Here is an 18,589-nt window from a genome sequence, read left to right as displayed (position 1 = left end):
TCCGAGCCGGACGATCACAACACCCGAGGAGCTTGATATGGGCCGCATCGCAGATCTATCCATCCCCGACCTGAACGGCAAGCGCGCCGTCGTCACGGGAGCCAGTGACGGGATCGGCACGGTCATCGCGACGCGGCTCGCGCGCGCCGGAGCAGAGGTCGTCATGCCGGTGCGCTCTGCCGCCAAGGGGGAGCGCGCAGCCGAGTCGATCCGGGCTTCGGTACCCGGAGCGCAGGTCAGCACGCGCGAGTTGGACCTGTCGTCACTGAATTCGGTTGCAGCGTTGGCGAGCCAGCTCGTCTCCGAAGGACGGCCGATCGATGTGCTCGTCAACAATGCAGGAGTCATGCAGCCACCCGAGCGCCAAGTCACTCAGGACGGATTCGAGCTGCAGTTCGGAACCAACCACCTCGGTCATTTCGCACTCACCCTCGCTCTCCTGCCGCTTCTTCGTGCGGGCCGTGCTCGAGTCACCCATCAGACGAGCATCGCGGCGCGATCGGGGGCCATCAACTGGGACGACCTGAACTGGGAGCGTTCCTACGACGTCATGAAGGCATACAGTCAGTCGAAGCTCGCGGTGGCCTTGTTCGCCCGCGAACTCGACGCACGCAGCAGGGCCGGTGGGTGGGGAATCACCAGCAACATGGCCCATCCCGGAATTTCACCGACCAATCTGCTTGCGGCCCAACCAGGTCTGGGGCGTCCGAAAGATTCTGCGGGAAGACGGCTCATCGGTGTTCTTGCCCGCGTCGGCATCGCAGGAACAGTGGACAGCGCCGCGCAACCGGGCGTTATCGCCGCGGCGGGTACAGCCTCGCGCGGTGATCAGTTCGTCGGTCCCACCCGGTTGATCGGCGGACCGCCGGCCGAGGTCGGGCTGTGGAAGCCACTGCGCAACATGGACGACGCACGCCGGCTGTGGGAAGCGTCCGAAGAGCTGACCGGTGCGCGACTCTCGTCCTGAAGCGATCGACTTCGACTGCGTCGCATCGAGTGTCAGCGGGGTGTCGGCGCGGGTTCCCGGGCATGGTCGACCAAATCGTGCACCAACCCGATGATGACATCCATCTGAGCGATCACCTCGACGCGTAGACGATCCTGCTCTTCCTCGGGCATGTCCGGTGAGTCGGGCCGGTCGAGAGACATCAGTAGGTCGATGTTGGTCCGCAGTGCCGTCAACGGCTGCATCAGTTCGGCACCTGCATCGACGATCAACTGCCCTTGGCGTTCTCGCGATCGCGACAGCGCTGCCAACATTTCGTTGAAGCTGTTGGCGAGTGAGGCCAGTTCGTCGTCTCCGTTGACGTCGATCGGCTCGAAACTTCCAGTTCTGGCGACTCTTTCGGTGCCGGCACGGAGGCGTCGGACCGGTCGGAGTCCGGTTCGGGCAACAGCGGCACCGGCGACACCGGCCAGCGCTACGAGGAATGCCCCGACGATAACGAGTGCAAGTGTGAGCTTGGCGAGCAGTGGTGACGCTTCGCTGAGCGATTCGGCCACCATGATTGTTGCGCCTGAGTCGGTGCGTTGGGCCGAGAGGTAATAGCCACGGACCTCACGCAGCGACCGATCGACGCTACCGTCGACGACAGATTTTTCAGGGCCGTCCAGGGTGCCGTCCGAGTTGATGAACGGTTCGCTACCGTTCGTCGACGTCACCAACGCGCCGTCGCTCGTCACCAGCGCTACTTTTACCTTGGTGCCCTCGGTGTCTTCGATGCCGAAGCCGAGCAAACCGGCAGGCAGGCCGGATGTCGCGCTGGCGATGATGGCGTCGCTGTTGCGGCCGACGCGGTCGATGATCTGCGAACGTAAGGCTTGCTCCGCAACGAGATAGATCGCCAGCGCACTCACGGCTACGGCGAGGGCCGCCACACTCATCGTCAACACTCGTATCCGGCCGTGCAGCGACAGCGCCCTCGGGCGAGCGGCCGCGCGCGAATTCCTCATTTTTCGAGTATGCCGGTCGGCGCGAGTCCATGACTCCGCAGACCAGTCCAGAGTGTCGGGGTGATGGAGCAGAGCGCGGTGGGTGAGGGGTGCGACGCAGTTGCTCAGGGTCGCCGGTCGGCGGGCGCGTTGCCTTCGTCCCATCGTTGCGCCCATTGCCATAGTGGTTCCAGTGCCGGCCCCAGCTCGTCGCCGAGTTCGGTCAGGCGATAGGTCCCATCCGAGTCTTTCAGTAGCACTCGCGCATCGACGAGCGTGCGCAGTCGGGTGGCGAGAACGCTGGACGAGATGTCGTCGGTGCGTCGCCTGAGTTCGAGGAACCCGAGCGGCCCGTCGCGTAGTTCCCACAAAATGCGCATGTTCCATCGCTGCCCCAGGAGATCGAGCACGGCCATCATCGATCGGCGGGGTGCGTTTGCCATTTCCATCGCGCTTCATCATAGTGGTTCGAAATCGAAGCAGTTCGAAAATCGAAGCTCGAGGAGGATGTCGATGACCCGACGTATGGCAGGAAGGTCGGTGTTGATCACCGGCGCATCCCGTGGCATCGGAGCCGAAGTCGCGGTGCAGCTGGGTGCGGAAGGTGCGATGGTTGCAGTGAACTACCGAGAGAAGAAGCGCAGGGCCGACGCCGTGGTGCGAACGATCGAGGAGGGTGGGGGGCGAGCTCTGGCTGTCGGAGCCGACGTCACCGATCCAGTCGCAATCGAGGCGATGCTCGACTCGGTTGTCACCGAGTTCGGCGCTCTCGATGTGCTGGTGCTCAACGCATCCGGTGGACTCGAGCTCGGTGCCGATCCCGGCTACGCGATGAGCATCAACCGCGACGCCCAGGTTGCATTGGCTCGCGCGGCCACCGATCGGATGAAGCCCGGCTCGCGCATCGTGTTCCTCACCAGTCATCAGGCGCATTTTCACGGCCGAAAGCCGGTGCCGGTCGAGTACGAGCCCATTGCCGCCAGCAAGCGTGCAGGAGAAGACGCCCTGCGCGACTCGATTCCCCACTTCGAGAGTCGAGGCATCGAATTGGTCGTCGTCTCGGGCGACATGATCGAGGGCACGATCGTCGTCACTCTGCTGGAACGCCGCAACCCCGACGCGGTGGCCGCTCGTACCGCACACGGTGCGCTTCCCACAGTCGCCGAATTCGCTACGGCTGTGGTGGAAGCATGCGCCGATCCGATCGAAAAATCAGGGCATGTCGTCTACGTCGGCGGAGCCGATTACCTCGAGCAGTAGCTGCGGGTAATCGGCTCCGTTCGACGACGGGAGATCGTGTCCCCGAAGATCAGCTACCGAGGACGCAGAACTGGCCGCTGGAAAGATTCAGAGCGAGAGACAGCGGGCCGACGCAATCGACACCCTGACCTTCGGATGTAGCACCGGATCCCCACCCGGCGACGGCAAGAGTCGTTTGGCCGGCGTCGGCCCACGAGTGTGCGATGCCCCCGCCGAGCGCGAGAGCGTAGGCCGTACCCGCATTCTTGCTGGCTCCGAGTGCGACGCCGTATCCGTTGGCGTAGGTGGTCGTTGCGCCGGGGCCGTCGTTGACGCTGACCGCGGTACCGCTGTCAGCAGCACCGGCGGTGGCCCGGCCGGTGCCCTCCGAGGTGGCGCCGCAGCTGGCGGTGCCGTCGACCTGGATGTCGTTGGCCGAGGGCGGAGACACGCAGTTGACGGGGGCAGCCGACGCGGTGCCGGCACCCACCAGCGCCGCGGCGGTCATTCCTGAGCCGAGGGCGAATATTGCTGCGGTGCGGGCAATTCGGCTACCGAACCGACTCGACGTGCGCGTGGTGGAGGAGGAGGACGAAGAACGGCGGGGATGGGAAACAGAGAACAACAGAAAGCTCCTTCACGAGCGAAACGGGTCGGTGCGGCACACGGTACCCCGCTCGAGTCGTTCACGGCAGCAACCTGCTCGGTTTGTGTAACGGTGCCGCCGACATCCGGGAATGAATCGTCGTGGAAGTCCGGTTTTGCGTACCCTTGCCGGAGCTGTCGTGGCCGCCGGTCGTGCGCTCGCGGCACTGTCCTTCGCTTCGGTCGATAAATCGAATTCTGTTCCTTCGCTTGATATTTCGGTGTTCACATCAGGGTTGTCCGTCACGCCCGAGTCGGGACTCTCCGGGGCGGGGGCGCAAGCGCCGATGCTCGCCGATCGCAAGGAAATCGTTACCGACAGCTACCGCCCGCCGCTGTGGCGCAGACGCGTCGAACACTGCCGATCTCATCGAGACCGGATCGTCAGTGTCGAGCCGTGGGGGCACGTGTGACGGTTCGTTGTCACAGACGATCGGCCTGCCCATTTATCGACGCTCACAATTGATTTCGCGTCCGAGGAAGGGGGTGACACGCCCGAACCGGTCCGGGCTTCGGCCTGACCTCGCGGCGTCAGGGACCGGTTGTACCGCCGTACGTAGCAATCTTGTATTCGGTTGCCACCAGCGAGAGCTGCAGTTCGCGGATGCGGCGTCGAACGGTGTCTCGATGCTCGACGAGCATGTCGAGTCGTTCCGGAACGGTGTGCTCTCCGCCGTCGACCAGCTCGACGTAGTGCTGCAAGTCGCGCATCGGCATTCCCGAGAGCCGCATGCGGGTGAGGAACACGAGTCTACGAATGGCTACGTTGTCGTAGCTGCGATGGTCGAGCCCGTCGCGGGCCACCTCGATCAGACCGCATCGTTCGTAGTACCGAAGGGTGTGTGCGGAGATATCGAGCAACTCGGAAACCTCTGAGATGCCGAGTGGTTCGGAGAGCTCTACGGGCTCGATCAGCTCGTGTACCAGTTCGACGGTCAACGGTGCGTCCGAATCCGCCGCGGCTGCCAGCGCCCTGTTCATCAAGTCCGTCGTCGCCATGAGTACAGAAGATAGTCCGGCGAGCGGTGTCAGACCGGCCGGACAGATTCGGGAACACCCGGGAAATCCGCACCGGCACTCGCCTCGGCATGGGTCTCGAGCGAGGCGAGCTCCCGCCGGTAGGACTCGCGCAGGCGTCGAACGGCCTCGCGTCCCAGCGGAATACGAAGGGGAGCCGAGTCGGCCTCGACGAGGTCACGGATGATTCGCGCCGCGCGGTGAGGATCACCTTCCTGTCGTCCGTTCGCGGCGAGCATGTCGGTTCTCATCGCACCGAGAGCGTCGGCGTACGCATCTGTGGACGCAGCGCGCTCGAGTACGTCGGCACTGTTGAAACCGGTCCGAAAGCGACTCGGCTCGACGATCAGAACTCGAATCCCGAACGGTGCGACCTCGCCGGCCAGTGCCTCCGACCAACCCTCCAGTGCAAATTTTCCAGCCGAGTAGGAACCGGCTCCAGGGAATGAGATGCGGCCGCCCTGGCTACTCATCTGCACGATCGTTCCTGCGCGACGCGCACGCATTCCCGGCAGTACGGCCCTGGTCAGGGCGGCGGGTCCGACGACATGCTGTTCGAGCATGTCGCGCAGTCGTGCGTCGTCGATTTCCTCGGCAGCACCGATCTGCCCGACGCCGCCGTTGTTGACGAGTACGTCGACCCGTCCGAATCGATCGATCGCCCTCTCGACGACGGTCGGCGCGGACTCGGTGTCTCGTACGTCGAAAGCTATGGGCAGAAGCGACTTCGGGTACTCGGCCATCAGGTCGCCGAGTCGTTCGGGGCGTCGCATGGCCGCGACGACGGTGTCGCCCGCTTCCAGGGCCGCTACGGTCAGCGCCCGTCCCAACCCGGACGATGCTCCGGTGACGAGCCAGGTACGTGGTGAATCGGTCCGTTGTGCTGCAGATGTCATGAAACGCACGCTAGGGGTTCGAGCGCACTCGAACGCAAACTCCTCAGACGCTGCCCTCGTACCCGTGTTGCCGCCATGCCTCGTACATCGTCACCGCCGCCGCGTTGGCGAGGTTGAGCGATCGACGGCCGGGAATCATCGGTATGCGAAGGCGGTCGCTCACGTGCGGGTCGTCGAGGACCTCGTCGGGGAGTCCTGTGGGTTCCGGTCCGAAGAGGAGGACATCGCCGGGCTCGTACGCAACGTCGGCGTACGAGCGTGTGGCGTGGGCGGTGTAGGCGAACACTCGCGTCGGTGCCAGAGCCGACCAGGCCGACGGCAGGTCTCGGTGCACGGTGACGGACGCCAGATCGTGGTAGTCCAAGCCGGCCCGTTTGAGCTTCGGCTCGGACATGTCGAAGCCGAGCGGACCCACCAGGTGCAGCTCGCATCCGGTGCCGGCGACCAGGCGAATTGCATTGCCGGTGTTCTGGGGGATTCGGGGCTCGAAGAACATCAGTCGAAACACCCGGTTCACTCTGCCACCACGAACCGGGGAAGTATGGGGCAGGTGGACGACGAGCAGATCATCGGTGAAGATTTTTCCGACACTCGATTGGACGGGCAGGAGTGGAACGGCAGGCAATTCGTCCGGTGCACCTTCCGCGATGCCGACATGAGTGGAGTGCGAACCGAGTCGGTCGTGTTCACCGAATGCGATTTCACCGGCACCGACCTGACCGAATCGATCCACACGAATTCTGCATTTCGATCGTGCACCTTCACTCGGACGAACTTGCAGCACAGCACATTTCGTCACTCGACCATGATGGGTTCGGTGTTCGTGGACAGTCGAATGCGGCCCGCGACCTACGACGAGGTCGATTTCACTCTCGCGGCGTTGGGGAACGTCGACCTGCGCGGTCTCGACCTCACGGGGTGTCGGATGCGGGAGGCGAACCTGGTGTCTGCAGATTTTCGGAAAGCAACAGTGCGCTCGGTCGACTTCGCTGGAGCCCGCACCGTCGACGCCAAGTTCGACGAGGCCGACCTGCGCGGAGCCGTCGCCGATCCGTCCCTGTGGGTGAGCGCGAGTGTGCGGGGTGCCAAGATCGAGCTGATGCAGGCCGTGGCATATGCCGGAGCGCACGGTCTCGTCGTGGAGGGTTGACGCGGTCATCGGACCGGCGCGGCGCGGTCGACCTCGAGCCTGGAACAATGGCCGGGTGACTGCAACGATTCTCGATGGCAAAGCGACCCGTGACGAGATATTCGTCGATCTCACCGCCCGCGTGGCAGCGCTCCGTGAGAAGGGCATAACCCCAGGGCTGGCCACTGTCCTGGTGGGAGACGACCCGGGTTCTGCGGCGTACGTCCGAGGCAAGCACAACGACTGCGCCAAGGTCGGGATCACCTCGATTCGTCGCGATCTACCCGCGGACATCACCCAGTCGGATCTCGAAGCAGTGATCGACGAACTCAACGCCAACCCCGAGTGCACCGGATACATCGTGCAGCTGCCGCTGCCGAAGCATCTCGACGAGAATGCTGCTCTGGAGCGGATCGATCCGGACAAGGACGCCGACGGCCTACATCCGATCAACCTGGGCCGTTTGGTGCTCGGTAAGGACGCCGCGCTGCCGTGTACCCCTCGCGGGATCGTGCACCTGCTGCGTCGTTACGACGTGGCCCTCGACGGTGCGCACGCGGTGGTCATCGGCCGCGGCGTCACGGTCGGTCGGCCTATCGGGCTGTTGCTCACGAGACGGTCGGAGAACGCCACGGTGACGTTGTGCCACACAGGAACTCGCGATCTTGCCGCCGAGGTCTCCCGTGCCGACATCATCGTTGCCGCCGCCGGAGTTCCGGGATTGATCACCGCGGACATGGTCAAGCCCGGTGCTGCCGTCCTCGATGTCGGTGTGACCCGCACCGAGGACGGATTGCGCGGGGACGTCGCCGACGGTGTTGCCGAGGTAGCAGGTCTCCTCTCGCCCAACCCCGGTGGTGTCGGACCTCTGACGCGAGCCTTCCTACTCACCAACGTCGTCGAGCGCGCCGAGCGCACCGCAGCCGAGAGCTGAGCGATCCGAGGATGAACGCCGCCGAGGATTCGCGAGCTGAATCCGACCAGGGGTTTCGTGCAGCGGTAGCACGTAACCTACCGATCGTTGCGGTGTCGGTCGTCGTGCTTGCCGCGCTCGTTCTGGTGCTGGCGGATCGCTGGCGGCGCGGCGCGTTCATCTTCGGATGTGCGGCGCTACTGGCCGCGGTGCTGCGATTGTGCCTGCCCGAATCTCGGGTCGGAACCCTGAGCGTGCGCAGTCGCGGATTCGACGTGCTCGCGTTGGGCTGCGTCGGCGGAGCGATCGTGTTCTTGTCGCTGTCGATCGACCCACTGGGCACCGACTGATACCAGGAGCGGACCCTGGGGGAGCGACCGGACCAGGGTCCGTCGGTGTCAGCGGCGTCCGAGGCGAGCGAGTTCCATCGTCTCGGCGAGCAGTTTCGCCACCGAGTCGGCTTCGGTGAGGAAGCCGTCGTGACCGTCGCGAGATTGGATCACTTCGAGTCCGCGGCACTGGGGGAGTTCGCGAGCGATCTCCTTCTGCAAGCGCAGTGGATACAGACGATCCGAATCGACGCCGCCGACGATGGTCGGAACCGGTACCGACGCAAGAGCTTCGGCTACACCGCCGCGGCCACGACCCACATCGTGACGGTTCATTGCCTCGGTGAGTAGGACATACGTCGCCGCGTCGAATCGATTGACCAGCTTTGCGGCCTGGTGCTCGAGGTAGCTCTGCACCGAGTAGCGACCGCCGGCCCACGGATCCTCGTCGTTCTGCGCAGAGTTGCCGAACCGAATGTCGAGTTCGCTCTCGGTGCGATACGTCAGATGCGCGATGCGTCGTGCGATACCCAGTCCGGCCGTCGGAGATGTTCCGGTGGCGTGGTAGTTGCCACCGAGCCAACCCGGATCCGCCTTGATCGCGGCGATCTGCGTTGTCTGCGTGCCGATCTGGTCGGCTGTTGCCCTGGCTCCGACTGCCAGAATCAGTGCCGCTGCCACTCGATCGGGGCGACTGACGATCCATTCGAGGGTGCGCATGCCGCCCATCGAACCGCCGACGACTGCGGCGAAGCGGTCGATGCCCAGGGCGTCGGCGACGGCTGCCTCGGCCGCGACCTGGTCGCGGATGGAGATCTCGGGGAACGTCGAACCGTACGGTGTGCCGTCGGGCGAGATGCTGCTCGGTCCGGTGGTGCCGCCGCACCCGCCGAGCACGTTGGTTGCCACTACGCACCACTCGTCGGTGTCGATAGGGCACCCGGGTCCGACCATTCCGTTCCACCAACCGGGCAGCGCATGATCTGCATCCGGCGGACCGGACACATGCGAATCGCCCGTCAGGGCGTGTTCGACGAGCACGACATTGCTGCGGTCGGTGGCGAGTTCGCCCCACCGCTGCACCGCCACGGTGACCTGGGGGATGCGAGCGCCGTTCTCGAGATCGAGACCGCCGATGTCGATGGTGCCCAGCCGCCCGTCCGGAGACGGAAGAACCGCCTCCGGACGAACGCCTGTGTCGCAGCTGTGACTCAAGATGCCGCCGCGCTGAAGCCGACCTCGAGATCGGCGATGATGTCGTCGATTCCTTCGATTCCCACGGCGAGACGAACCAGACCCGGCGTCACGCCCGATGCCAACTGCTCGTCGGGAGTCAGCTGGGAATGGGTGGTGGACGCGGGATGGATGACGAGTGAGCGCACGTCTCCGATGTTAGCGACGTGACTGTGCAGTGTGAGCGCGTTGACGAACTTCTTGCCCGCGTCCACTCCGCCCTTCAACTCGAATGCGACGATCGCACCCTGCCCCTTGGGCAACAACTCCTGGCCGCGTCGGTACCACGGCGACGATTCGAGTCCGGCGTAGTTGATCGAGACGACGTCGTCGCGGCCGGCGAGGAACTCCGCCACCTTCTGTGCGTTCGCCACGTGCCGCTCGATTCGGAGGCTCAACGTCTCGATACCTTGGCTGATGAGGAAGGCGTTGAACGGGGAGACCGCCGCACCGATGTCACGCAGCAACTGCACGCGTGCTTTCAATGCGAATGCAGGCGCGCCGAGATCGGCGAAGACCACACCGTGGTAGCTCGGATCCGCGGTGGTGAAGTTGGGGTGACGGCCCTGCGTCCAATCGAAGGTGCCACCGTCGACGATGACGCCCGCGATCGCCGTGCCGTGGCCGCCCAGGTACTTGGTCGCCGAATGCACGACGATGTCGGCACCGTGCTTCAACGGCTGCAGCAGGTACGGCGTCGCCACCGTGTTGTCCACGATCAACGGGATGCCGTTCTCGTGGGCCACCGCCGAGATGCCGGGGATATCGAGAATGTCGTTCTTCGGGTTGGAGATCGATTCGCCGTAGAACGCCTTGGTCGACGGCGTGATCGCGGCTCGCCACTGCTCGAGATCATCGGGATCGTCGACGAACGAGACGGTGATGCCCAGCTTGGGGAGCGTGTAGTGGAAGAGGTTGTACGTACCGCCGTACAGCCGCGGGCTCGAGACGATGTGGTCGCCTGCCTCCGCAAGATTGAGAATCGCGAACGTCTCGGCCGCCTGACCCGACGCGAGCAACAGTGCCGCGACGCCACCCTCGAGAGCGGCGATGCGCTGCTCCACGACGTCCTGGGTGGGGTTGATGATGCGGGTGTAGATGTTGCCCGGCTCTGCGAGTCCGAACAATGCGGCCGCGTGATCGGTGTTGTCGAACGTGTACGAGGTGGTCTGGTAGATCGGCAATGCGCGGGCGTTGGTAGCGCCGTCCGGGGTCTGACCCGAGTGGATCTGCTTGGTCTCGAAACTCCAGTTGGCCGCCGGGTCGGTGAACGGATCCTCGGTGGGTGCTCCGGTGGCGTCGACGATGTCGGGGGTCGAATCGGTCATGGCTGGTGATACTCCGTTTTCTGAGACGAGTCTGTCTAAGACGAATCGAATGTCGAATGATGCTCGAGAAGTCGAGCGTTACGGGGCGTATCGGTACAGCAACACATGAGAGAACCTCCTGACAGGCCTCGGCCCCAGGAGGCCGAAGATTCAGTGGGTCCGCTGCCTGCGGACCCGCGCTTGTCGATTCGGCACTCGGCGTGCCGAATCGGCCCGGTCGTTCACCCGGGGCACCCCACCGCGGTTGGAGGGTTGCCGGCCAGCAAGCCGGGGCTCGATGCTGGCACTCATGACCTGGCGAAGATCTTAGCGGGTGCGGACGTGTCACAGGAACAAGGGCTCGGTGCGGCGGCCGGTGGGACTCGAGCAGATGCTCGGGTGAGGACAATCACCGCGCTGCGACTCGAAAACAGGTTGCCCGAGGGAAGACAATGGTCGGGTTGGCTGTTCTCTTACTCGGTTGCGCTCTGCTGAATCGATTCGGCCGGCCGCCGTTCCTGTTGCTCGATTCCCCGATCGAAACGAAGGTAGTACCGCTGTGACTGTCACCGATTCCGCTCTTTCCCGAGTCAGCGCTGTGCGCGGCAAGGTCTCGAGTGGTCTGAGTGTCAGTCATCGACCGCACTCGACCCGTCGCAGGCTCGCCATGTTGGCCCTGTCCATCGGCGGCTTCGGCATCGGCACCACGGAATTCGCGTCGATGGGATTGCTGCCGGACATCGCCACCACGATGGGGATCTCCGAGCCCTCCGCGGGCCACATGATCTCTGCCTACGCGCTCGGCGTGGTGGTCGGTGCGCCCACCATCGCTGCCCTGGCCGCGCGCGTTCCTCGGCGGATGTTGCTGCTGGTGTTGATGGTCGCCTTCACTCTGGGCAACCTCGGAACGGTGTTCGCACCCAGTTTCAACGAGCTCGTCGCCTCGCGATTCGTCGCGGGCCTGCCGCACGGTGCGTACTTCGGAGTGGCCGCCCTGGTGGCTGCCCATCTCGCCGAACCAGGTAAACGAGCCAAGGCCGTCGCGATGGTGATGATGGGTCTCTCGGTCGCCAACGTCGTCGGCGTACCGGTGGCAACCTGGATCGGGCAGGCGCTGGGTTGGCGCAGTGCGTTCGCTCTCGTGGCGGTCATCGGTGCCCTCACCGTCGCCGCGCTCGCTGTGTGGATGCCGCGACTCGACGCCATGCCGACCACCAGCCCCATCACCGAGCTCGGTGCACTGCGCCGCAGCCAGGTGTGGATGACCCTGTTCGTGGGCATCGTCGGATTCGGTGGCATGTTCGCGGTGTACACCTACATCGCGTCGACGTTGACCGATGTCGCCGGTCTCGCTCGCGCGCTCGTTCCGGTCGCCCTGATGATCTACGGACTCGGAATGGTCGCCGGCAACTACGCCGGTGGCTGGTTGGCAGACCGGTACCAGCTCAAGGGCACCTTCGTCGGGCTGGCCGCGACTGCAGTGTTCCTGGCGCTGTTCGTGGCAGCGGCACACAATCCGATCACTGCTCTGCTACTGGTGTTTCTGATCGGCGCATCCGGCTCCTCGGTGGTTCCCGGTCTGCAGACGAGGTTGATGGACGTGGCCGAGGACGCCCAGACGCTGGCCGCATCGCTGAACCACGCCGCATTCAACCTGGCCAATGCCATCGGTGCGGCAGTCGGTGGTGCCGTGATCGCCGCCGGCTTCGGCTACACGGCACCCGCCGCTGTCGGCTCCGGCCTGGCGGTGGCCGGTCTCGGTGTGCTGGCCACCGCCATGTGGATGGACAAGCGCGCGGCCGCACAGTAGGCGACCAGCACCTGTCAGCTGGTGATCGTCGCTGCCGTTCCGCCGAGTGCTTCGGTCAGCGCTGGGGTCAGCTTGTCGATGACGTACGGCAGGCTCAGCACGCTGGTGAAGTAGATCGCACCGGCCGTCACCCCGTCGGTGAAGACCAGGTTGCCGTCCTGCACCGGCTCCAGTGCGTTGTACACCGCTTCTTTCTCCAACTGGGCGCGGTCGCCGGGTCCTTCGGTTCCCCAGATCAACACGTCGGCGACGTTGAGTACAGACAGGTTCTCCAGCGGAATACTGGCCTGAGCGCTACCGTCGGCCGGAACGTACGCGTCGATGTCGTCGGGGATCGCGAAGCCGAGCTTGGTCAAAAAGTCTGTGCTCAGTCCGTCCTGGTACGCAATCGCCTTGCCCTCGTAGAACGCGTTCTGCAGGAAGATCGCCTTCTTGCCGGCGAACTCCGGGTGTGCGGCAGCGGCGTCCGCGAACTTCTGGTTCACTCCGTCGATCAACGCATCGACCTCGGTCTTCTGGCCCAATGCGCGTCCGATTTTCTCGGCCTGGACGTCCCAGGGCTCGAAGTACGCGGTCGACGCGTCGGACTGCGCGAGCGTCGGTGCGATGTCGCTGAGCGTGTCGTAGTTGTCCGCCGTCAGGCCGGCATTGGTGGCGATGATCAGATCGGGTTCGAGTGCGGCAATCTTCTCCGTCTCGAATCCATCGTCGTTCGAGAGCACTTCTGGTTGCGCGTCGCCGAGCGCTGCCTGCGCCCAGGGCCAGGTTGCGTACGGCTGATCGCCGTACCACTCCGTGACGCCGACGGGTATGACGCCGAGCGCCAGCACGGTGTCCTGCTCGGTGTACCCCGCCACGACGATGCGAGTGGGTTCCTCGGGAACGACGGTCTCACCGAACGCGTGCTCGATCGTGACCGGAAATGCGGACGAGTTGGACGAGGAGCCCGTGTCCGTCCCTCCGGCAGGCGACGCCTCGTCACTCGAGTTCGAGCAAGCACTGAGCAATCCTGCGGTGGTCAGCGCTATCGCACACACCGCAAGAGTCGTACGTAGTGGTCGGAAGTGCATCGAGACGCCTTTCGGAAGGGTTGGCTAACAAACGGAAGGATAGCCGACCCTAAATCGGAGTTGCGGCCGAGTTCGGGATCGACCCGACGGTCCGGCTCGAACCTTCACCGAACCTCCACATTTCCCGACGGACTCCTCCATCTGCGCCCTCTAGGGTCAGTTCTCATGAGCCGCACAGTTCTCGTCGTGGACGACGAGCCCACGATCTCCGAGGCCGTGGCGGCGCGACTCCGCGGCGAGGGGTACCAGGTCGTCACCGCAGCCGATGGCCCCGCCGCTGTCGAGGCCTGTGCGCGATTCGATCCCGACCTCGTGGTTCTCGACCTGATGCTGCCCGGTTTCGACGGGCTCGAGGTGTGCCGCCGCATTCAAGCGTCACGGCCGGTGCCGGTGTTGATGCTGACGGCCAAGTCCGACGAGACCGACATGCTCGTCGGCCTGGGCGTCGGCGCGGACGACTATCTGGGCAAGCCGTTCAGCATGCGAGAGTTGGTCGCTCGCGTGCACGCGCTGATTCGCCGCGCCGAGCGATCGGCGACCGCCGAGACCCACTCCGTCCGCATCGGCGACCTGCAGATCGATCACCGTGAACGACGCGTGTCCAACGAATCCGGCGACATCCATTTGACCAGAACGGAATTCGACATCCTGGCTTATCTCGCTGCTCGTCCTCGTACCGCGGTCTCTCGAGAGACCCTGCTGTCGCAATTGTGGGGCTGGGACGATTCCGCGAGCAGCCGAACCGTCGACTCTCATGTGAAAGCATTGCGCCGCAAACTCGGTGGCGATCTCATTCGAACGGTGCACGGCGTCGGGTATGCCGTGGAGTCGCCGCGATGACGCGCATGCTGCCGCGCCCGCTTGATCCCTTGCGCTCGTTCAAGCTCAAGGTCTCGTTCGTCGTGGGCACTGTGTTGGTGTTGGCCAGTGTCGTCTTCTGGATCGGGGCGGGCTGGCAATTTCGCTACACACTGCTCGCGGCGCTCGTGGTCTCCTTGGCCGCAACACAATTCGTCGCTCACGGAATGACGTCGCCGCTGCGCGAGATGACCTCGGCGGCCAAGGCGATGGCGCGTGGCGACTACTCGAAACGCGTGCGGGCCACCTCGCGGGACGAGGTGGGAGAGCTCGCCACCGCATTCAACACCATGGCAGACGATCTGAAAGCCGCAGAGAAGTATCGCCGTGAACTGATCGGCAACGTCTCGCACGAGTTGAAGACGCCCATCGCTGCCCTGCAAGCCGTGCTCGAGAACATGGTCGACGGGGTGACCGACGCGAATCCCGCAACACTGTCGGTGGCGCTGAGCCAGACCGAGAGACTCGGCGATCTGGTCAGTGAACTGCTCGACCTGTCGCGGGTGGAGGGAGGTGTTCTCACCATTGCCCCGGAGGAGTTCGCGGTGCGGCAATTCCTCGAGGATGCGACCTCCGTTCACCGTGAACGAGTGTCGATCGTCGTCTCGCCCGCCGATTCGACCGTCGTGGCCGACCGATCTCGCATGACCCAGGTGATCACCAACCTCGTCGACAACGCCGTGCGGCATTCGCCCTCTTCGAGCACCGTGACGCTGCGGGCCCATCGAATCGTCGGAGCGTATGCATTCGACGTCATCGACCAGGGCCCAGGTATTGCGCTCGCCGATCGCCACGCGGTGTTCGATCGATTCACTCGCGGCGGATCCACCGACGGCGGAACAGGTCTCGGCCTCGGCATCGCCCGCTGGGCCACCGAACTGCACGGTGGAACCATCGAAGTTCTCGACCGCGAATTCGGCTGCCACATCAGAGTGGCCATCCCCGAGCACTGACTTTCTCGATCCATCCGAACCGCGACTGCTCGTCTCCGGACTACAGCCGCCGACCTTCCATGCCCGAAACACAGAAAAAGGGACGAGCCATGAGCACGATCGACATTCCGATTCATCCGAGAACGAAGCACGGGCGCTTTCCCTGGGGGCCGCGCACCTGGCCGGTGCTGCGGTATTCGCAGCCCCCTCGTGCGGCGCTCATCGGGTCGGCTCTTGCTGGACTGATCGGTGCAGTGACGTTGGTGGACAACACGTTCGGTGTGCTGATCGCTGCCGTGACCTTCGTGGTCGTTGTACTCGCAGCACGCAGCGGCAGGCTATCGCGGTGGGAATGGGCCGGCGTGGCAGGAGTGCTGGCACTGGCGAGTGTGTCTGCACTGCGAGCGGCCGAGTGGATCGTGACGATGTCGACGACGCTTGCCATCGTGGTCGCAGTGGTGGTGCTCTCCCGTGCCTGGACGTGGACGGGAATCGCACTCGGCGCTCTCCTGCCGTTGTTTCTGCCGGTGCGCGTGGCTCGGTGGACCCGACGCGGAGCCGGTTCGATCGACCTGGAGGGGCCGCGGCCGGTGCGGATCGGCATGGTGGCCGTCGTGACCGTTGCGCTCTGCGTCGTGTTCGCGGCGTTGTTCGGTGCGGCCGACAAGCGGTTCGCGGATGCACTGGGCGCGGTGACGCCCGAGTTCGACGCCGCATCGATCGTCGGACGCACCCTCGTTTTCCTGCTCACCGCAGCGGGTGCGCTGGCCGTGTCGTACGTTGCACTGCACCCGCCTCGGTTCGATCGCCTCGCACCGTCGCCGCGTCGAACACTGCAGTTGTGGGAGTGGATGGTTCCCCTGGGGGCGGTGGTCGCGCTGTTCGTCGTGTTCGTCGGATTCCAGGTGCCGACGCTGTTCGGCGGCCAGGGGCACGTTCTGACCACCGAGGGTCTGACCAACGCCGAGTACGCGCGGCAGGGCTTCTGGCAGTTGCTCGCGGTGACGGTGCTGACTTTGCTCGTCATCGCGGTCACCGTGACCAAGGCCGAGCGCATCGCCCGACGCGACCGTATTGCGTTGCGTGCCCTGTTGGGCGCGCTCTGTGTCTTGTCGATGGTGATCGTGGCGTCGGCCCTGCATCGAATGTCGTTGTACGAGGAGCAGTACGGGTACACCACTCTGAGGTTGTTCGTCACGGCTGTCGAGTGGTGGCTGGGATCGGTGTTCGTGCTCCTGCTCGCCGCTGGTGTGCGGATGTCGGGTCGCTGGATTCCACGAGCAGTGGGCGCCGGGGCGGTACTCACCGTGCTCGCATTGGCGGCCCTGAATCCCGATGCGTACATCGCGCGTCACAACGTGGAGCGATTCGAGCAGACCGGGCGTATCGATGTCGGCTACCTGAGTGGGTTGTCGTCCGACGCCGACGCGGAGCTCGATCGATTGCCTGATTTCACGCGAGCGTGTGTGCACGGCCGCGGCCTGGCGCGAGTGGGCAACACATGGCAACAGTGCACAGACCCGTCGGTATCTGTACCCTGAGCAACGACTCGGATCAGCGGCACACCAGGGAGGTGGGGGATGGGATACCAGAACTTCGTCGTCACCTCGCTGCTTCTTCTGTCGCTGCTGCTGACGACGCCGGCCGGAACAGCGGACGTTGCACTCGTTCTCGTTGCCGCACTGGCGGTCTTGATGGTGCTCGCGCACCGTGTCGATGTACTGACGCTCCTACGCCGGCTGCCGAACGTCGGACCCACTGCCGAGGAACGTCACCTACGAGGTGCGTTCCGACGTCAACACCGCCCGGATGCCCCGGGCCGTCCACAGCCACGAGCACCCGGTGCTCCGGTGGGGGCACTGTAGCTCGAAAGTTCCCCCACGCCTTCGCAATCCATTGTCCGCGAGGCTGTCACAAGGAACCGAAGATGCTCGGATTTCGATCACACGCATGTCGCCTGGCTGTTCGACGCCACGCAATCACACTCGTCGGCATCCTCTCCGTCTTGCTCGTCGTCTTCACCGTTGTCGATGCGCAACCCGCCGCCCAGATCGCGATGTTCGGTGCGTTGGTGGCCGCATCGCTGCTGACATTCGGCGCGCCGGTCGATCCTGGGGTGGTCGCACCACGGTCGACGTGCGCCGGAGCTGCGGACGGCCGACGTCTTCGAGGATCCTTCCGTAGGCAGGAGCACCCCGATACTCCCGGCCGCCCCATGCCGAGAGCGCCCGGTTCGGTCTTTCGACCGGACCGGTGGCTCGTATTCTGCTGAGTCACTGCGAGATCCGGTCGAGACGCCTTCCGACCGACTTTCTCTCACAGTGAGGTGCTCCACCATGCTCGATTTCGTCTACTATCCCGTCTCCGCAGTCCTCTGGTTCTGGCACCGAGTCTTCGGCTTCGTCCTCGGACCCGACAACGGCTTCGCCTGGGCATTGGCGGTGATCTTTCTCGTCTTCACTCTGCGAGCGGTGTTGATCAAGCCGTTCGTCAGCCAAATTCGTTCCCAGCTCCTCATGAAGCAGCTGAAGCCCCAGCTCGAGGCCATCCGGAAGAAGCACTCCGGGGACCGGGCTCGACTGGCCACCGAAACGCGGAAGCTGCAGCAGGAACACGGATTCAATCCCTTGATGGGATGTCTGCCTCTGCTTGCGCAGGGCCCAGTCTTCATCGGTTTGCTCCACGTGCTGCGCTCGTTCAACCGAACCGGTACCGGATTCGGGCACCTCGGTATGTCGGCGCAGGAGAATGCGAACACCGCGAACTACGTCTTCAGTGCCGCCGATGTGCAGTCCTTTCTCGACGCACGGCTCTTCGGTGCGCCGATCTCCGCTGCCATCAACAGCTCTCGGGACGTGCTCGAAGCGTTCGGTCCGTTCGGGGGAGTGCCGTCGATCTGGAGCATCGCGTTCGTTGCGGTCCCGTTGATGATCGTCGCCGCGGTTGCCACCCACCTGAACTCCCGGGCATCGATTGCCCGCCAGGATGCAGCGGCAGCTGCCAATCCGCAGACGGCGATCATGAACAAGCTCACGCTCTGGGTGTTCCCGGCCGGTGTGCTCGTCGGCGGCCCGGTGTTGCCGGTCGCGGTGCTGCTGTACTGGGTCAGCAACAACATCTGGACGTATGCCCAACAGCACGTCGTCTACCGGCGGATCGACCGTGAACCGACAGTGGTGCCGGAGGTGACATCGGTGGTCACCGCTCCGAAGCCCGGGGCCAAGCCCAGGCGTCGGTAACGGGCCAGTGCCGCCGACAGAAGGCGACCTGCAGTCTGTC

Annotated in this window: 22 protein-coding genes and 1 riboswitch; of the genes, 13 read left to right on the top strand and 9 right to left on the bottom strand. The window is 64.6% G+C overall.

The features are described 5' to 3' along the window. Nucleotides 1–37: 37 nt before the first annotated feature. Complete coding sequence (locus tag CH294_RS00515; RefSeq protein WP_094736703.1) at nucleotides 38–967, top strand: SDR family oxidoreductase; 930 nt, start codon at nucleotides 38–40, stop codon at nucleotides 965–967. A 32-nt stretch (nucleotides 968–999) separates the two neighbouring features. Here CH294_RS00515 and CH294_RS00510 read toward each other — a convergent pair whose 3' ends face one another. Further along, entirely contained in the window at nucleotides 1,000–1,953 is a 954-nt protein-coding gene (locus tag CH294_RS00510) for a HAMP domain-containing protein (RefSeq protein WP_032404710.1), read from the bottom strand. A gap of 104 nt (nucleotides 1,954–2,057) precedes the next feature. Further along, on the bottom strand, nucleotides 2,058–2,381 hold the full coding sequence (locus tag CH294_RS00505) for a helix-turn-helix domain-containing protein (protein WP_032376810.1): 324 nt from the start codon (nucleotides 2,379–2,381) through the stop codon (nucleotides 2,058–2,060). A 64-nt stretch (nucleotides 2,382–2,445) separates the two neighbouring features. Here CH294_RS00505 and CH294_RS00500 point away from each other — a divergent pair, with 64 nt between their 5' ends. Further along, nucleotides 2,446–3,192: an SDR family oxidoreductase gene (locus CH294_RS00500; RefSeq protein WP_212709761.1), complete on the top strand. Its 747-nt coding sequence runs from the start codon at nucleotides 2,446–2,448 to the stop codon at nucleotides 3,190–3,192. Between the two features lie 49 nt (nucleotides 3,193–3,241). Here the strand turns inward: CH294_RS00500 and CH294_RS00495 are convergent, their stop codons facing one another. Then, entirely contained in the window at nucleotides 3,242–3,796 is a 555-nt protein-coding gene (locus tag CH294_RS00495) for a DUF6764 family protein (protein WP_032404713.1), read from the bottom strand. Between the two features lie 160 nt (nucleotides 3,797–3,956). Between CH294_RS00495 and CH294_RS00490 the strand changes: the two genes are divergently transcribed. Then, complete coding sequence (locus tag CH294_RS00490) at nucleotides 3,957–4,229, top strand: hypothetical protein (protein ID WP_141216424.1); 273 nt, start codon at nucleotides 3,957–3,959, stop codon at nucleotides 4,227–4,229. 118 nt (nucleotides 4,230–4,347) lie between these two features. Here CH294_RS00490 and CH294_RS00485 read toward each other — a convergent pair whose 3' ends face one another. From CH294_RS00485 to CH294_RS00475, 3 genes are read right to left on the bottom strand one after another with little or no spacing between them, the layout of a single operon-like run. After that, nucleotides 4,348–4,815, bottom strand: coding sequence for a MerR family transcriptional regulator (locus CH294_RS00485; RefSeq protein WP_094736701.1), 468 nt, complete (start codon nucleotides 4,813–4,815; stop codon nucleotides 4,348–4,350). Between the two features lie 29 nt (nucleotides 4,816–4,844). Beyond that, nucleotides 4,845–5,729 (bottom strand): SDR family oxidoreductase, encoded by an 885-nt coding sequence (locus CH294_RS00480; RefSeq protein WP_032404716.1) that lies wholly within the window; start codon nucleotides 5,727–5,729, stop codon nucleotides 4,845–4,847. Nucleotides 5,730–5,772: 43 nt separating this feature from the next. Then, nucleotides 5,773–6,237, bottom strand: a complete 465-nt coding sequence (locus CH294_RS00475; RefSeq protein ID WP_170944539.1) for a tRNA (cytidine(34)-2'-O)-methyltransferase — start codon at nucleotides 6,235–6,237, stop codon at nucleotides 5,773–5,775. A 33-nt stretch (nucleotides 6,238–6,270) separates the two neighbouring features. Between CH294_RS00475 and CH294_RS00470 the strand changes: the two genes are divergently transcribed. Genes CH294_RS00470 through CH294_RS00460 form a run of 3 tightly spaced genes read left to right on the top strand, consistent with a single transcriptional unit; the run spans nucleotide 6,271 to nucleotide 8,121 of the window. Next, the gene (locus CH294_RS00470; protein ID WP_037147888.1) at nucleotides 6,271–6,879 is read left to right on the top strand and encodes a pentapeptide repeat-containing protein; all 609 of its coding nucleotides are present in this window, start codon (nucleotides 6,271–6,273) and stop codon (nucleotides 6,877–6,879) included. Nucleotides 6,880–6,934: 55 nt separating this feature from the next. Further along, on the top strand, nucleotides 6,935–7,792 hold the full coding sequence (locus CH294_RS00465; RefSeq protein ID WP_094736804.1) for a bifunctional methylenetetrahydrofolate dehydrogenase/methenyltetrahydrofolate cyclohydrolase: 858 nt from the start codon (nucleotides 6,935–6,937) through the stop codon (nucleotides 7,790–7,792). An 11-nt stretch (nucleotides 7,793–7,803) separates the two neighbouring features. After that, nucleotides 7,804–8,121: a DUF3017 domain-containing protein gene (locus CH294_RS00460; protein ID WP_052057976.1), complete on the top strand. Its 318-nt coding sequence runs from the start codon at nucleotides 7,804–7,806 to the stop codon at nucleotides 8,119–8,121. Between the two features lie 48 nt (nucleotides 8,122–8,169). Here the strand turns inward: CH294_RS00460 and CH294_RS00455 are convergent, their stop codons facing one another. Beyond that, the gene (locus tag CH294_RS00455; RefSeq protein ID WP_094608042.1) at nucleotides 8,170–9,315 is read right to left on the bottom strand and encodes a homoserine O-acetyltransferase; all 1,146 of its coding nucleotides are present in this window, start codon (nucleotides 9,313–9,315) and stop codon (nucleotides 8,170–8,172) included. Then, complete coding sequence (locus CH294_RS00450) at nucleotides 9,312–10,661, bottom strand: bifunctional o-acetylhomoserine/o-acetylserine sulfhydrylase (RefSeq protein WP_080734248.1); 1,350 nt, start codon at nucleotides 10,659–10,661, stop codon at nucleotides 9,312–9,314. The genes CH294_RS00455 and CH294_RS00450 overlap by 4 nt, the downstream gene beginning before the upstream one ends. Nucleotides 10,662–10,832: 171 nt before the next feature. Then, nucleotides 10,833–10,956, bottom strand: a riboswitch (SAM riboswitch). A 351-nt stretch (nucleotides 10,957–11,307) separates the two neighbouring features. On the opposite strand from CH294_RS00450, the gene CH294_RS00445 reads away from it, so the two are divergent. After that, a complete protein-coding gene (locus tag CH294_RS00445; RefSeq protein WP_032405038.1) occupies nucleotides 11,308–12,450 on the top strand; it encodes an MFS transporter in 1,143 nt (380 codons plus the stop codon). A gap of 14 nt (nucleotides 12,451–12,464) precedes the next feature. Here CH294_RS00445 and CH294_RS00440 read toward each other — a convergent pair whose 3' ends face one another. Continuing rightward, nucleotides 12,465–13,520: an ABC transporter substrate-binding protein gene (locus tag CH294_RS00440; RefSeq protein ID WP_094736700.1), complete on the bottom strand. Its 1,056-nt coding sequence runs from the start codon at nucleotides 13,518–13,520 to the stop codon at nucleotides 12,465–12,467. 165 nt (nucleotides 13,521–13,685) lie between these two features. Between CH294_RS00440 and CH294_RS00435 the strand changes: the two genes are divergently transcribed. From CH294_RS00435 to yidC, 6 genes are all read left to right on the top strand, one after another. After that, nucleotides 13,686–14,360, top strand: coding sequence for a response regulator transcription factor (locus CH294_RS00435; RefSeq protein WP_032376819.1), 675 nt, complete (start codon nucleotides 13,686–13,688; stop codon nucleotides 14,358–14,360). After that, nucleotides 14,357–15,331, top strand: a complete 975-nt coding sequence (locus CH294_RS00430) for a HAMP domain-containing sensor histidine kinase (protein ID WP_094736699.1) — start codon at nucleotides 14,357–14,359, stop codon at nucleotides 15,329–15,331. Before CH294_RS00435 ends, CH294_RS00430 begins: the two co-directional genes overlap by 4 nt. An 89-nt stretch (nucleotides 15,332–15,420) precedes the next feature. After that, nucleotides 15,421–16,851 (top strand): DUF4173 domain-containing protein, encoded by a 1,431-nt coding sequence (locus CH294_RS00425; protein WP_094736698.1) that lies wholly within the window; start codon nucleotides 15,421–15,423, stop codon nucleotides 16,849–16,851. Between the two features lie 39 nt (nucleotides 16,852–16,890). Then, nucleotides 16,891–17,175, top strand: a complete 285-nt coding sequence (locus CH294_RS00420; RefSeq protein ID WP_052057980.1) for a DUF6412 domain-containing protein — start codon at nucleotides 16,891–16,893, stop codon at nucleotides 17,173–17,175. Nucleotides 17,176–17,237: 62 nt separating this feature from the next. Further along, nucleotides 17,238–17,582: a DUF6412 domain-containing protein gene (locus CH294_RS00415; protein ID WP_094736697.1), complete on the top strand. Its 345-nt coding sequence runs from the start codon at nucleotides 17,238–17,240 to the stop codon at nucleotides 17,580–17,582. A 64-nt stretch (nucleotides 17,583–17,646) separates the two neighbouring features. Beyond that, nucleotides 17,647–18,549: a membrane protein insertase YidC gene (yidC, locus tag CH294_RS00410; protein ID WP_094736696.1), complete on the top strand. Its 903-nt coding sequence runs from the start codon at nucleotides 17,647–17,649 to the stop codon at nucleotides 18,547–18,549. Nucleotides 18,550–18,589 lie beyond the last annotated feature (40 nt).

Origin of the sequence: Rhodococcus sp. 14-2483-1-1 (assembly GCF_002259335.1) — a bacterium.
Taxonomy (GTDB): domain Bacteria; phylum Actinomycetota; class Actinomycetes; order Mycobacteriales; family Mycobacteriaceae; genus Rhodococcoides.
The sequence above is the reverse complement of the archived record's forward strand: the minus strand, read 5'-3'. Positions and strand labels throughout refer to the sequence as shown.